Origin of the sequence: Shinella zoogloeoides (assembly GCF_022682305.1) — a bacterium.
In the GTDB taxonomy this organism is placed as follows: Bacteria; Pseudomonadota; Alphaproteobacteria; order Rhizobiales; family Rhizobiaceae; genus Shinella; species Shinella zoogloeoides_B.
This window is the reverse complement of record NZ_CP093528.1, coordinates 562,545-577,151: the sequence shown is the minus strand read 5'-3', so window position 1 is coordinate 577,151 and position 14,607 is coordinate 562,545. Positions and strand designations below refer to the sequence as shown.

Sequence of the window (14,607 nt, the reverse complement as noted above, 5' to 3'; positions counted from 1 at the left end):
GCCCGAGGATGACGGCAGGGGGAGCGGCCGGGCCAATTAGCCCTGTCAAACGATCTTCTCGATCTCCAGTTCCTGCCCGCCGACCGTCACCACATCCCCGACGCCCTTGCCCATCAGCAGCCGGGCGACCGGCGAAACGTAGGAGATCGACCCTGCCTTCGGGTCGGCCTCGTCCTCGCCGACGATACGGTAGGTCTGTACGCGCCCGTCGTCCCGGTTGAACGTTACGGTGCTGCCGAAGGCGACGACGTCGTTCGAGGCCGGCGGGGCGATGAGCTGGGCGGTTCGCAAGCGCTCGACGAGATAGCGGATATCGCGCGCCGGGCCTGCCGTCTGGCGGCGGCGCTCGTTGATGTCCTCGACGCCGTTGCCGGCCTCGAAGGCCGCGCGCGCCTCCTGAAGCTGACGCTCCAGGGCTTTCAGGCCCGCCTCTGTCACCAGGTTGGGATGAGGCGAGACGGGACGGTCTGGAAGCTGGGTTTCCGCTGCCGTTTCCGCGCTTTCTTCCTTGACGAATGCGACGCTCACACGCGAACTCCGTTTTCATGTCCGAGGTCGATATCTAGGAAAATTCGCAGGCGATTGCTACCGCAGCCAGACGGCAATATCCGCAGGCCTGCGCCCGCCCCGCTTCCGCGCGCCGAGCTTCTCCCAGGCGAATTTCTTGGCAGCCGCCTCCGCGGCCTCGCGGGTCGGATAGGTATCCGGCAGGACATAGTCCTTGCCCTCGCAGCACAACAGCGCGCGGCAACTCAGAACATCGAAATGCAGTTGGATGTCGGATATCTCGTTCATGTCATCCTCCCTTCAAGGCAAAGGGGGAAACCGGTTCAGCCGGCGGAAGTTCCAGCCGGCCGATTTTTATCGGCGCGCCTTCTGCTCGGTGCGCATTTCGGCAAGCGCCCGGATGGCGTCCTGCCGGCCTGTCTCGCCGAGCGCCTCGAAAAGGCGCAGGGCATCGGCGCGCAGGCCGAGATTCTTGTAGGAATAGGCGCGCAGAACCATCAGGTCGGCCGGCTCGGCGTGGAACTGGCGTCGCTGGTCGAGGAAACCGATGGTCTCGCGGTAGCGCCGTGCGCGGAAGCTGGCGACGGCGCGGTCAGTCAGGATCGCCGTCTGCAATTCGGCGGTGCGGTTTCCGTCAAGCTCAGCCCGCGTGGCGGCCACGGCCGCATCGGCGGTCAGCCCGGCACGCAGATAGGCGAGGCTCTGGCCATAGGCCGCATCGCTACGGGTGTGCCCGCTGCCGGCCAGCGCGGCCTCGAAGGCCCGCGCGGCCTCCATCGGCCGATTGATCTCCATCAGGCACCAGCCCAGCGACAGCGCGCCGGCCGGCGACAGGCCCGACGGATCCTGCGTGGTGCGGCAGTTGACGACGGCATCCTGCCCGCGCCGCGCCGCACGGGCGGCCCTGCGCGGCTTGGCGGCAACTTCCCCGGCGACCGATGCGTGCTTGGACACGATAGTCTCGCGGACGGGCAATTCATGCTCTACCTCGACGACCTTCGGCTGGCGCACGCGGCGCAGCGGTGCGGCGTCCTCGCTCGTATCCACCTCGCCGAGCCGCGCGATGCGATCCGAACGGCCGGCCCAGGCCTGCTTGACGGCGGCAAGGCCGGCAAGGTCCTCCAGCCGCAGCCGCGCGACGCCGAGACCATAGGCGGCAGGCTCGTAATCCGCCTTCCATTGCAGCACCAGCGAGAACCATTCGCTCGCCGTCCGCGGCTGGTCCATGGCCAGCGCGTACCAGCCGAACTGCTCGCCGGTCTCCGGGTGCTTCTCCTCCAGCGTGACCGCGGCGATGCGGTTCAGCACCTTCGGCTCGATCCGCACCAGCGGGTCGAGCGCCAGGAGGTTGGCGGTCGCCGCCAGATAGGTCTCCATCGCCTGATCGGAACTCGTGCGCCAGGCATACATCACGTCCTCGGCCTCGGCCGGCATCTTGCGGGCGAGCAGGATGAGGGCGAGGCCCTGCGAGGCGGAAGCCGAATCCTCGATGGCACGCGCCTTGCGGAAGAAGGGCTCGGCGGCAGCGTTCTGGTCGCGCCGCAGGTGATACCAGCCAAGCAGCAGCGCATCGGAGGCCAGCCCCTCGTCCGTCGCCAGCTTCTCGACGATCCTCAGATAGGCGGGATCGACGGTGAGCGTCGGATCGGAATCCCCCTCGCCGACAAAGCGGCGGGCAAGGTCGCCCCGGATCGCCTCGAATTCCTTCACACCGTCCGCGCCGGTGCGCTCGCGGGCGAGAAGCCCCTGCATGTCGGCATAGCCGAGCATGGTGGACGCCTTCTGCACGGTCGCCACGCGCACGGGAGCATCGGTGCAATTGTCCAGCATGTAGCCGAAGGCATCCTTGGCGCGCTGCACGCGCTCGGTCTTGACGAAGGCCTCGGCCACGCGCCACAGCACGTCCGGATCGCTGCAGGTCAGCAGGCTCGGCGTTTCCGCGCCGATGCGCACGACCTCCTCGCTCTTACCGGTGTTCGAGGCGGCGACAAGCGCCGCGCGCTTTTCCGCCACATCGAGCCGCTCGATGAGATCGGCGGGCGGGGTCCATTGCGGATCGTCCTTCTGGCGCCTGGCGATCGCCGCGCGCACGTCGGCGTAGCGCGACTGGCTGTAGAGCGCCCACATCTCCTCCAATTGCCGGTCCTCATTGACGGGGACGGCGAGCGGGTTTTCCGGCGGGGTCCATGTCGGGTACAGCGCGCGCAGGCGGGCGATCTCGGCATTGAGGCGGGCGGTATCCCCGCGGGCCGCGAAATAGCGCAGCGCGCTTTCATCGACCGCCGGCGCGATACCGTCCTTAACGGTTCCCCCTGCCGCCTGGCCCGACGCCGCATCCTTTCCACCTGCCTGAAGCTGCGCGAATTCGAGGCGGGCGCTCTTGCCCGCCGGCGCCGCGTCCTGCGCCTCGTCCGATCCGGCGTCGACCAGCCCCGCCATCGGATTGCGAGCAACGCCGAGGGAAAGACCGGCGACACCCGCTGCCCCGGCTGAGGCGAGGACGACCGCGACAAGGATCGACTTCATCCCGAACTTCCCTCGGTGCTCGTTCATCACATACGGCTCCGGCCTGGACCGCGACGCCCACATGCGCCATCAACGCCGGAACATGTCGCCATGTCCCCCAGGAAGAGCCAACCAGCGCCGATAAAAGCGCGATAGGGTTAACGGACGGTAAACGGCCGCTCAACTCTCCCGCCCGAAGCGGCGCAGCAGGCCCGACGTCGCTATGCCGAGCAGGATCGACAGCACGCAGAACACTACCGCATAGGCAAGGATGTTGGACGAGAGCCAGTTGGCCGCCACGAGGCGCAGATTGGCGAAGCTGAGGGGCTGCGTGGCGACGAAACGGGCGCTGCTCACCGGCCGCGTGTCCAGTTCCTCCATGCCCTTGCCCTCGAGACTCGCATAGCCGGCGACCTGCCGCCAGCGCTCTTCCTGCGCCACGGCGTTCATGCCGGCCCGCAGGTCCGCTCCGGTCGGGGCGGACAGCACCGTCCAGGTTCCGGCCCGCTCCGGGCTGTCGCCCTGCGCAATGAGGAAGCGCGCGTCGTCGCCGGGCGTGACCGCCTGCTCCGCGCCGGGCAGCAGGCGCAGCGAGGAGAGCGAGATGTCGAACGTGCGCTGGAGCCATGCCTCGAAGGCGGAAATCTGCCCACGCCAGGAGCCGCCCCTGACGCGCGACTGCCATTCGCCGAAAGCCTCCTCCGTTGCGCCGCCCTGCACGTCACCGGCCGTCGCGCCCCAGGAAGAGGCACTTTCGACGGCGATATGCGTCTGTTCGAGCACCAGCGGCGGCAATTGCGAGATCGTGCCGACGAGGACGGCGTTGCGCTCGCCGATCGCCAGCGCCGAGGCCTCCGGCCGGAGCTGAAGGACGCGGCCGCTCGCCACCGCCGTCTTGCCGAGGAAGGTGGCGCTCGCCGAGAGCGTGTCGGCATCCAGCCGGTCGAGATAGAGCGCCGCCGGCTCGGTCTGGCCGTTATAGGGGAAACCGGTGCCGGACAGGGCATCCAGATTCGGGAGCTGCGCCATGCGGGCAAAGCGCGGCACGCGTAGCTCGGAAGAATCGAAGAGGGCGAAGCGCGGCTCGTGCGAGGCGCTGGCTCCGGGAGCGCAGATCTTGTCCGCCTGCGTCAGGAGCACCGCCTCGATATCGATGCGGTTCGGGCCAGGGCGGAAATGCCGCATGGTCACGCGGATCGGCAGATGGCGGAAGATGCCGCCGTTCCGGCTGGTGACCGGCACGGTGGAGGCGATATTTCCGTTGACGTAGATATCGATATGGCTACCCGGCAGCACCTCGGGCGAATAGGCCGCGTCCAGCAGCAGCGTCGCCTCGCCATAGGCGTCGGCATAGAAGTCCGAGGGGATGCCGATGTCGAAGCCGGTGCGGAAGCGCCGGCCGCTGAACTCGCCGGTGCGCACGCCGAGCGAGGCGAAGGTCAATGAGGTCGCACCCGTCACCAGCGGCGTGTCCGCCGCATTGCGCTGGCGCACGCTGAGCGCCTCGCGGGTGATGCCGGGCGGCCGGTCGACCGGCGCGACAAGCCCCTCGACCGCCTCCTCGACGGAACGCCAGTCCGGCCCGCTGACCACGAAGACCTTGTGATCGCCGGCCGGCGCATCGGCGAAGGCGGCCACCGCCGAACTGTGCGCCGACGCCGGCAGGGACGGCAGCAGCGGCGCGAGGTCACCCGCCGTGCCGACCAGCACCGCCAGCTCGCCCGGCCCTGTCTTCGCTGGCAGGGAATCGACCACGTCGAATATCTGGTTCGGCATCTTCGCCATCAGCGCAAGGCCCTGGCTCAACCGCATGAGGGCATTGGTGGCAGCCGGCTGGCCCATTTCCGGCACGACCATGGTGAAGGTCGTCTGGCCGGTCGGCCCGAGGCCGATGGCCGGAATGTCGTCGACCGTCGCAAGCCGCCCATCGGCCTCGGCCGGGATCGTCAGAAAGGTGCGCGCGGGGTCGATGGCGGTCCACAGGTCGTAGGTCGAGCGGATGGTGCAATCGGTGCGGTGGCGCTGGGCGACCTGGAAGGTCACGCGGTTTCCGCCGGGCCTGAGCAGGCCGGCCGGCAGGTCGAAGCGCATGTCCTTGACGCCCTCCGCCGACTGTACGGGTACGTCTCCCACCTTCACGTCGTTGACGATGACGGTGAGGCGGGAGGATTCCGGCGCGACCACGACGGCGTTGGAATAGCCGAGGCTGATCGAGGCGATGCTGCCCGCCTGCTGCTTGGTGAGGAAGATCGGGAAGGACCGGCTGTCGATCTCGCCCTCGAGCAGGAGGGAGGACGCCGGGACGATATAGCGCCGCGCCGCCGGATCGGGCGTCGCCGCCTTCCGGTCCGGCTGCCGGGTCTCGACCGTCGCGGGCTTGCCGTCGCCTTCCGCCGGCTTCGTCTCGACGGCCGGGCCGCGCTCGCCGGACATGTCGAAGGGCACGGCCTGCGCCAGGGCGCTCGATGCGGACAGGACAAGAGAGAGGCCGAGGATCGCGGCTTTTTTGGAAAGGAGCCTCACGATGCGGTCTCCTTCCTGTTTCCGCCGAGGCTGCGCAGGAAATAGAGCAGTCCGCGGCCCGTCTGGTGCACGGCGACACCGAGGAACCACAGCGTTCCGCGCAGGAGGCCGGGATTGTAGCGCCGCGAGACCTGGAAATCGCTCCACTGGTTGGAATTGGCGAAGATGAGATCGGCGACGAGCGCGTGATGGCGCGCCACCTCGGGCATGAAACGGCAGCCGACCGCGACGACGCTGCCGAGATGTTCGGTGTTGCGGACCTCGACCGGCAGGACTTCCTCGTGCTCGGAGCCATAGGGCATGAAGCGCAGCTCTCCCGGCGTGCTTTCCGAAAGGCTTCCTTCCAGGCCGAAGACCTGCACGCGCGCACCATTGGCCGACACGTTCTCCAGCGTGGCGGGATATTCCCGCCCCTCTGCGATGAAGGTGCAACGGCGCTTGACCGTGACGCGGCGGCTCGCCGCCCGTTCGCTGCGCTCGGAGACGACGCCGAGGGCGCAGCCGGCGATGATGAGGTTGAGCAGGTTCCAGCCGCCGACGACGAAGGTGACATCCGCCTTGTACGGCTCGGCGTAGAAGCGGTAGATGCTCATCAGCAGGGCGGCGAAGAGCACGGCGAAGATGACGAAGAACGGTCGGCTGATTTCGGAAAGCCGCGCGACCGTGATCGATTCGTCCTTTGCCGTGACCTTGAAGGTCGGCTTGGTCGGGTTGAGCATGACCGAGATGACGGCCGGCAGCAGATGCACGCTCTGCACATATTCGTACAGTTCGGAAATCCACGGCCAGCGGAACGAGCCGTAGAGATAGTTCTGCATCATCAGGTTCACCAGCATGTAGGCGAGCGTGTAGCCGAGGAACTCGCCGCCCGAGGCGGTGAAGATTTCGAGGTCGAAGAAGAGGTAGAAGAGCGGCGCGAAGAGGAAGATCGTGCGCGGGAACGGGAACAGCCAGAACAGCGTGGACGACATGTAGCAGAGGCGCTGCGGCAGGGAGAGGCCGCGTTTGAGGAGCGGGAAGCGGAAGCGCAGGATCTGCATCATGCCCTGCGCCCAGCGGCTGCGCTGGCCGATGAAGCTGGCGAAGGTGGCGGGCTGCAGGCCGGCGATCAGCGGCTTGTCGACATAGACGCTGTTCCAGCCGCGCGAATGCAGCGCCAGCGCCGTCTCGCAGTCTTCGGTGATCGACAGGCCGCTGAAGCCGCCCGCCTCGTTGAGCGCGGCGCGGCGCAGCACGGCCGCCGAGCCGCAGAAGAAGGCGGCGTTCCACTTGTCGAGGCCGCGCTGGATGATGCCGTAGAACATTTCGTTCTCGCTCGGCATCGTCTCGAAGGTGCGCAGGTTGCGCTCCAGCGGGTCGGGGTTGAGGAAGAAGTGCGGCGTCTGGACGAGGAAGAGCTTCGGGTCGTCGGAGAAATAGCCGACGGTCTCGCGCAGGAAATCGCGCGCCGGCGCATGGTCCGCGTCGAAGACGGCGATGAGGTCGCCGGTCGAGTGCTGCATGCCGTTGTTGAGGTTGCCGGCCTTGGCGTGCTCGTTGCGGGCGCGGGTGAGGTAGTTGACGCCGAGATCGCGGCAGAGCGCCTGCAATTCACGGTGCCGCGCCTCGGCGGTCTGGGCCTCGATCACGGCCGCCGCGTTGCGCTTCTGCTCCGTGCCGCCGTCGTCGAGCAGCCAGACGGTGAAGCGGTCGGCCGGATAATCCATGGCCTTGGCGGCGGCGAGCGTGTTGGCGAGAAGCGCCGTGTCCTCGTTATAGGTCGGGACGAAGACGTCCACGGAGGGCAGCCTGCCCTCCGGCGCGGCGCGGCTCTTGCGCGGCGGCAAAGGCATGGCGACGACAAAGAGGCTGAGCGCCAGCATCATCACGCTGTACATTTCGGCAAGGTAGAGCAGGAAGCCCGGAATGAAGTTCTCGAGCTGGTTCAGCGGTGGCAGCGTGCTCGTCGAGCGCCAGTAGACATAGCGCAGCACGACCGCCGTGCCGAAGGCGAGCGCGATGAGGCGCCAGATGCCCTCCGCGCGCAGCACCTTGATCACCGCCATGAAGGTCACCACCGCGATACTGGCGATAAGCTGCGTCTGGAGATTGATGGGCAGGGTGATCACGAGGATCACGAGGGCAGACACGAAGGCCCACAGAATGATCGTGCCGGTATGTTTCATACGCCGTCCTTCGCCGTCATAGCGCGTTGGACACCGACATTACGCGCCTACCCTTAAGGAAAAATTAGGTCTCTTGCCGACCGCTCAATCGCACGTCGCGGAGCCGGAAGGGGACGTCACGCAGACGGGCGACGGCACGACGACCGCCTCCCCTTCGGAGGCCGCCGAACCGCCCGTCGGCGAAGGTACGACAACCACATCGCCGGTCGCCTCCACCGCGGGAACAACCTTCTTTTCCGGCGCGCGGCGGGCCACCGGAACCGTCCGCGCCTTTTCCGCCGGCACGACGGCCGGAACCCTGCGTGCCTCCACCGGCACCCGCAGCGGCTCGCCGCCGCCGATCTGGCCGTCCACGGGGGCCGGCGCGCCATAGGGGTTCCAGGTCTCGCCGGAGAAGCCGCCGACGATGGTGTAGCCGTACATCAGCTCGACAAGCTCGGCCTCGGACGCGCCCACCTGGCAGACGCGCAGGCGGATCTGCAGCATGCCGAGATCGCGCATCCTGTCGCGATCGGCCACGTCGGAGCGGATCTGCTGCCAGCCGTAGAGGCAGCCGTCGTCGCCCGCGCCGCGCCCGTAAGCATAGCCAAAGGGGCCGTAGGTGTTGCGCACGAAATTGCTGGAGATCGCAAGCGTCCGGCCAGGGAAATGGGTACGGATCTCCGAGCGGATCACCCGGTGCTGCACCGGCCGGAAGGCCAGCGCACCGGCCGGCATGGCGACCGTCTCGGCCGGGCCGAAGGCCTGTATGCTGATGAAATTCTGCCCGGGGGTGGCCGCCGAGGTCGAGAGCGCGATCTGCTGCTCTATCGCATTGGTGTATTGCCGCTGGATCACGCTGACGATCGACTGTCCGCCGGGCGCGGGCAGCACGAGCGCGCTCGAAGCCGGAACGGTGGTCGACAGGGTGGCGACGCCGACGCCGGGACGCGCAGCGCAGCCGGCAAGCGCCGTCGCCGCGATCGCCGTCAGCAGCGATGCCCTACGGAGCACCGGGCCGCCGCGGCGGAAAAAACGAATCACCGCCGAATCATCCATGCCCCAGTCATATTTCGCGCCGGTGCAAATAGGAATCCCAAGATATGGCCACCCGAATTTGAGCCGCATCCGTCAATCCGCGCCGAGCGCCACGGCCGGTTGCAGGTGCGATGCATTGCGCGCCGGCAGGTAGCCGAAGACGAGGCCGGTCAGGAACGAGCAGGCGAAGGCGAGCGCGACGGGGCCGGCGGTGAAGCTGACCGGCATGCCGAACGCCTGGGCGAGCGCGCCGACGGACAGGCCCAGCACCACGCCGATCGCCCCGCCGATCGCCGACACGACGAGCGCCTCGATAAGGAACTGCAACAGGATATCGCGCCGCCTTGCGCCGGTCGCCATGCGCACGCCGATCTCGCGGGTGCGCTCGCGCACGCTCACCAGCATGATATTCATCACCCCGATGCCGCCCACGAGCAGCGAGATGGCGGCGACCGAGCCGAGGAACAGCTTCATCGTGTTCGACGTCTCGGTGAAGGCCTCGCGCACCGAGGACATGTTGGTGATCTGCGTGTCCTCGGCCTTGTGCCGCTCGTCGAGCAGGGCCTGGATGGCGTCCTGCGTCAGGTCGATGGCCGAGGCGTCCTCGACCTGCACGGTGATGGTGCGCACGTTGCGCTGGCCGAAGAGCCGCATGCTGCCGGTGGAAAGCGGCACCAGCATCACGTCATCCTGGTCGTTGCCGCCGGCGCTCGCGCCCATCTCTGCCATCACGCCGATGACCTGGAAGGGAATCTTGTTGACCAGCACATATTGGCCGAGCGGATTGCCGCCATCGGGAAACAGCGTCTTGGCCACCGTCTGGCCGAGCACGACGACCGGCGCATAGGTGTCCATGTCGTCCTTGTTGATGAACTCGCCAGAGGCGATGCCCCAGGATTTCGCGCGCGGGAAGGCCGGCACCGTGCCGTTGGCGGTCGTCTGGTAATCGATATTGCCGTAGCGCACGGTGACGGAACTCGTCATTTCCGGCACAGCGAAGGCGACATTCGGCACGTCGAGGATTGCATCCGCATCCGATGGCACGAGGGTTACCGGGAAACTGCCGCTGCCGCCCCGGAAGCTCGCCATGCTGGGGCGCACCAGCAGGAGGTCCGACCCCATCGCGGAAATCCGGTCGAGGACGGAATTCTGCGCCCCCGTTCCGATGGCGAGCATCGCCACCACCGAACCGACGCCGATGACGATGCCGAGCAGCGTCAGCACCGTGCGGAAGAGATTGGCGTGCAGCGCGCGGAAGGCCATCTTGACGGCCTCGGACACGTCCGCGATGGCGGCCGAGCCTTCCTTGACGGCCTTCTTCAGGCCGGCGGCGGCATCCAGGGACGGACGGGCCTTGCGGGCATGGTCGGAGACGATGCGGCCGTCGCGGATCTCGATCAGCCGGTCGGCGGCTTCCGCCACCTCGCGCGAATGGGTGATGAGGATGATCGTGTGGCCGTCGCCGTGCATGCGGCGAAGCAGCGCCATGACCTCCTCGCCGCTCTGGCTGTCGAGCGCGCCGGTCGGCTCGTCGGCCAGGATGACGCGGCCGCCGTTCATAAGGGCGCGGGCGATGGAGACGCGCTGCTGCTGGCCGCCGGAAAGCTGGTTCGGGCGATGGTCGAGCCGGTCGCCGAGCTTCAGCGAGCCGAGCAGCGCTTCCGCCCGCTCCTGCCGGTCGCGCGCCGGAAGGCCCGCATAGATCGCCGGCACCTCGACATTCTCGCGGGCGCTGGCCGTGGGAATGAGATTGTAGCTCTGGAAGACGAAGCCGAAGGTGCGGCGGCGCAGCGCCGCAAGCTCGTCGCTCTCGAAACCGGCGACCGGTTCGCCGTCGATCAGATAGTCGCCGGAGGTCGGCTGGTCGAGGCAGCCGAGGATGTTCATCAGCGTCGACTTGCCCGAGCCGGACTGGCCGATGATCGCCACGAACTCCCCCGCCTCGATATCGAGCGAGATGCCGTGCAGGACCTCCACCGCGAAATCGCCGTTGTGGAAGGTTTTCGTGACGTCGCGGAGCGAGATGAGCGCGGTCATGGCCGGCTCCTCAGAACATCGGCGGCATGCGCATGCCGCGTCCCGAATTGCGCCCGCCGCTGCCGGAGGCCTTGCCGTCGCCCGCGCTGACGACGACCTTGTCGCCCTCGGCAAGGCCGCTCTTCACCTCGACGCTCACCCGGTTGCGGATGCCGGTCTCGACCTGCCGCACCTCCTGTGCGCCGGAGGCCGTGACCACCGTCACCTCCGCCTTGCCGCCCTCGCCGCGCTTTGCCGAGACCGCGCCGGCCGGCACGACCAGCACGTCGCGCGCCGCCGCCTGCACGAAGAAGACCTGCGCGCTCATCGACATCATCAGCTCGCCCTCCGGGTTGGGCACATCGAACAGCGCGTTGTAGAGCACGACATTGTTCTCGACGGTCGGCGACGGCTCGATCTGGCGGAGCGTGCCGGCAAAGCGCTTGCCCGGCTGGCCGAGCAGCGTGAAATAGGCTTCCATGCCCACCTTGAGGCGGCCGACATCGGCCTCGGAAACCTCGGCGCGCACGGTCATGGTGGAAAGGTCGGCGATGGTGACGATGGTGGGCGCGCTCTGGACGGCGTTCAGCGTCTGGCCTTCCTTCACCGGATTGGCGGTGACGGTGCCGGCCATAGGCGCATAGATCTTGGTATAGCCGAGGTCGACCTCGTCGCCAGCCAGCGTCGCCTGCTGCTTGCGGATCTGTGCCTCGGTGGCGTTGACGTCGGCCTCCGCCGCGGCAAGGTCGGCCACGGCCTGGTCGAGGGCCTGCCTGGCCGCCGCGTTACCAGCCACAAGATTGCGCTGGCGGGTGATATTGGCCTGCTTGAAATCGAGCTGGGCTTTCTTGGAGACGAACTGGGCCTGAAGATTGGCGAGTTCGGCACGGTTGATCTCCATGCGGTTCTCGATGGTCGCCGGGTCGATCTCGGCCAGAAGCTGGCCCTTCGTCACCGTATCGCCGATGGCGACGTGCAGCGCCTTGAGCTGGCCGGAAACCTGTGCGCCGGCATCGACGGAATTCAAAGCTTCGAGCGTGCCGACGGCCGTCACCGCGTTCTCGATATCACCGCGCGTGACGGACTGGGTGATGATCGCGGTCGTCGTTTCGGCGGGCGCATAGGCGCGCCAGCCATAGTAGCCGGCCCCCGCAAGGATGGCGACGACCGGCAGCCAGACCCAGGCGCGCGAGCGGCGCTTGCGGCGCGCGGGCGGGTTCGCGCCCGGCATGAAGGTGACATTCGTGCGGCCGCCTTCGTCAGCGGCCTTCTCGTCCGTTTTCGGTCGTGCGGTCTTGGTCATCGGCATTCCCATATGTCGAGGCCATGCCTCCTATGTCCCTTTCATCGACATGTGGCACCGGAAGGCCCAGAGGAGAAGCCCTTGGGATCATTATATTTCCGTAATGTTTGCCGGAAAACTCGACTTATCCGGCCCGTCGCGCGGCGATGCGGCGGCGAAGGCCGGCGACCTCCTCGTCCGTCAGGGCGCGCACGGCGCCCTTCTCCAGATCGCCAAGCACGACATCGCCGATGGAGACGCGCACAAGGCGCAGGCACGCGATGCCCTGCGCCTCCAGCATGCGCCGGATCTGCCGGTTCCTACCCTCGTCCAGCACCACCTCCACCCAGGAATTCCTGTCGCCCTCGCGCACGGCGCGCACCTGCGTCGCCCGCAACAGCTCCCCATCGTGCTCCACGCCGCGCACCATGGCGTCGAGCATGTCCGGGGTGGCCTTGTGATCCATCTGGACGTGATAGGTCTTGGCGACATGGGTCTCGGGGTCGAGCAGCGCCTGGGCGAATTCCGTGTCGTTGGTGAAGAGCAGCAGCCCCTCGCTCGCCTTGTCGAGGCGGCCGACCGGGGAAAGATGGGCGTGGTCGAGATGCTTCAGGCAATCGAAGACCGTCGGCCTTCCCTCCGGGTCGTGCCGGGTGGTGACGAGGCCGCGCGGCTTGTTGAGCATCAGGTAGACACGCTCCTGCGCCGCGACGCGCTTGCCGTCCACCGCGATCGCCGCGGCGGAAATATCCACCCAGGCCTCGGTATCGGTGACGATGCGCCCGCCCACCGTCACGCGCCCCTCGCGCACCAGCGCCTCGGCCTGCGTGCGCGAGCAGAAGCCGAGCTTGGAGAGCGCGCGCGCCAACGTCGCCCGCTTGCCGCCGGCGGGCGGCGCGGGCTTGCGGCCCGTTTTCGGTGTCTGCGGTTTGCGGGTACCCTTCATCTCGCCGTCCTTGGTTGACCCACAGGCCCTTGCCATTCTAAAGCCGGGGTCGTCCAGCCAAATCCGCAAAGCCCGAAGTGAGACGCCGTTGACCAGGGAAGACATTACCAACGAACTCGTGACGCTGCGCGATTACTGGCGCTATGCGATCTCCCGTTTCAACGCGGCCGATCTCAGCTACGGCCACGGCACGACGACGGCCGGCGACGACGCGGCCTTCCTGCTGCTCGATTCGCTCGACCTGCCGATCGACGCGCTCGATCCCTTCCTCGACGCCCGCCTGCTGCCGGCCGAACGCCGGCTGCTCGTCGAGCGCATCGAGGCGCGCGTTGCCACCCGCAAGCCCTCCTCCTATCTCACGGGCCGGGCCTATATCCAGGGCGTGCGGTTCCATGTGGACGAGCGGGTGATCGTGCCGCGCTCGCATATCGGCGAAATCCTGTTCAGCGAATATCTCGGCGAGAACGGCTCGTCCTTCCTGCCCGATCCGATGTCCGTCGAAAGCGCCGTGGATATCTGCACCGGCTCGGGCTGCCTTGCCGTGCTCGCCGCGAAATTCTTCCCCGCCGCCACGGTCGATGCCGTGGACCTTTCGGCCGATGCGCTGGAAGTCGCCGCATTGAACATCGCCGAGCACGATGTCGCCGGGCAGGTGAACCTTTTCGAGGGCGACCTTTTCGCCCCGCTTGCCGGCCGGACATACGACCTCATCATCACCAACCCGCCCTATGTCGACCACGAGGCGCTGGACGGCTACCCGCCGGAATTCCGCGCCGAGCCGGAGATGGCCCATGACGGCGGCGAGGACGGGCTTGATCTCGTGCGTCGCATTCTCATGGACGCACCCAGCTTCCTCAATCCCGAGGGCGGCATGATCTGCGAGATCGGCTCGGGCCGGGAAATCCTCGAGGAGGAATTCCCGCATCTCGATTTCGTCTGGCTGGAGACAGCCGAATCCCAGGATGCCGTGTTCTGGATTTCCGCCGAAGCGCTCGGCGTGAAATAGGGGACGGCCTCGATCTTGGGCGACGAAACGCAAGAGACAAGACAAAAGCCGCCGCGCGCGACGCGCCTCACGCTGCTATGCCGGGGCGCCACCGCCTCCAACCGGCTGTCCCGCCTTGCCTCCGACGAACCGCTTCTGGAAAGGGAATGGGAACGGGCCGAGCGGCTTGCCCCTCTCCTGCCGGCCTGTGACGCGGTGTTTTGCGCGCCGGAAGCCAGCGCGCGGGAAACCGCCGCCCTGTTCGGCCTGCATCCGGCGATAGCCGTGCCGCTGCGGGACGTGGACTACGGCCGGTGGAACGGCCTTGCCCTGGAGGATATCGCCGCGCAAGGCCCGGCCGACCTCCAGCGCTGGCTGTCGGACCCCGCCGCCGCGCCGCATGGCGGGGAAAGCTTCGCGGCAGCGCGGACGCGCTGCATATCCTGGCTCGACGACCAGCACGCGGTGGGCGGCCACCTTCTGGCGATCACCCATGCCATCGTGCTGAAGCTCGTTCTCGCCCATGTTCTCGACGCACCGCTTCAGGCTATCTGGCGCACCGATGTCGAACCGTTCGGCGCGCTGACCCTGACCAGCGACGGCCGGCGCTGGGCGCTGCGTTTCTTCGGATCGCCGCTGGCCTTCGCATAGCCGGAAGACG

General features: G+C 67.6%; 11 protein-coding genes. 2 read left to right on the top strand and 9 right to left on the bottom strand.

Annotated features, from left to right (window positions below; genetic code table 11):
- Window positions 1-45: 45 nt before the first annotated feature.
- The 9 genes from greA to MOE34_RS02785 all read right to left on the bottom strand — a co-directional run bounded on the left by greA (window position 46) and on the right by MOE34_RS02785 (window position 12,961).
- Window positions 46-528, bottom strand: coding sequence for a transcription elongation factor GreA (gene greA, locus MOE34_RS02825; protein WP_242220802.1), 483 nt, complete (start codon window positions 526-528; stop codon window positions 46-48).
- Between the two features lie 57 nt (window positions 529-585).
- Window positions 586-795 carry a hypothetical protein gene (locus tag MOE34_RS02820; protein ID WP_242220801.1) on the bottom strand — a complete coding sequence of 70 codons (210 nt, stop codon included), beginning with the start codon at window positions 793-795 and terminating at the stop codon, window positions 586-588.
- Window positions 796-861: 66 nt separating this feature from the next.
- Window positions 862-3,033, bottom strand: coding sequence for a cellulose synthase (locus tag MOE34_RS02815; RefSeq protein WP_242220799.1), 2,172 nt, complete (start codon window positions 3,031-3,033; stop codon window positions 862-864).
- Window positions 3,034-3,192: 159 nt separating this feature from the next.
- The gene (locus MOE34_RS02810; RefSeq protein WP_242220797.1) at window positions 3,193-5,535 is read right to left on the bottom strand and encodes a cellulose biosynthesis cyclic di-GMP-binding regulatory protein BcsB; all 2,343 of its coding nucleotides are present in this window, start codon (window positions 5,533-5,535) and stop codon (window positions 3,193-3,195) included.
- Complete coding sequence (gene bcsA / locus MOE34_RS02805) at window positions 5,532-7,700, bottom strand: UDP-forming cellulose synthase catalytic subunit (protein ID WP_242220796.1); 2,169 nt, start codon at window positions 7,698-7,700, stop codon at window positions 5,532-5,534. The genes MOE34_RS02810 and bcsA overlap by 4 nt, the downstream gene beginning before the upstream one ends.
- 84 nt (window positions 7,701-7,784) lie before the next feature.
- Window positions 7,785-8,723: a cellulose biosynthesis protein BcsN gene (gene bcsN, locus MOE34_RS02800; RefSeq protein ID WP_242220794.1), complete on the bottom strand. Its 939-nt coding sequence runs from the start codon at window positions 8,721-8,723 to the stop codon at window positions 7,785-7,787.
- 87 nt (window positions 8,724-8,810) lie between these two features.
- Window positions 8,811-10,754, bottom strand: a complete 1,944-nt coding sequence (locus MOE34_RS02795) for a MacB family efflux pump subunit (protein WP_242220792.1) — start codon at window positions 10,752-10,754, stop codon at window positions 8,811-8,813.
- Window positions 10,755-10,764: 10 nt separating this feature from the next.
- On the bottom strand, window positions 10,765-12,036 hold the full coding sequence (locus tag MOE34_RS02790) for an efflux RND transporter periplasmic adaptor subunit (protein WP_242220790.1): 1,272 nt from the start codon (window positions 12,034-12,036) through the stop codon (window positions 10,765-10,767).
- 124 nt (window positions 12,037-12,160) lie between these two features.
- Window positions 12,161-12,961: a pseudouridine synthase gene (locus tag MOE34_RS02785; protein WP_242220788.1), complete on the bottom strand. Its 801-nt coding sequence runs from the start codon at window positions 12,959-12,961 to the stop codon at window positions 12,161-12,163.
- Window positions 12,962-13,049: 88 nt separating this feature from the next.
- Here MOE34_RS02785 and prmB point away from each other — a divergent pair, with 88 nt between their 5' ends.
- Together prmB and MOE34_RS02775 are read left to right on the top strand one after the other, a co-directional pair.
- Window positions 13,050-13,967: a 50S ribosomal protein L3 N(5)-glutamine methyltransferase gene (gene prmB / locus MOE34_RS02780; RefSeq protein ID WP_242220786.1), complete on the top strand. Its 918-nt coding sequence runs from the start codon at window positions 13,050-13,052 to the stop codon at window positions 13,965-13,967.
- A 15-nt stretch (window positions 13,968-13,982) separates the two neighbouring features.
- Window positions 13,983-14,597 (top strand): histidine phosphatase family protein, encoded by a 615-nt coding sequence (locus MOE34_RS02775; RefSeq protein ID WP_242220784.1) that lies wholly within the window; start codon window positions 13,983-13,985, stop codon window positions 14,595-14,597.
- Window positions 14,598-14,607: the final 10 nt, after the last annotated feature.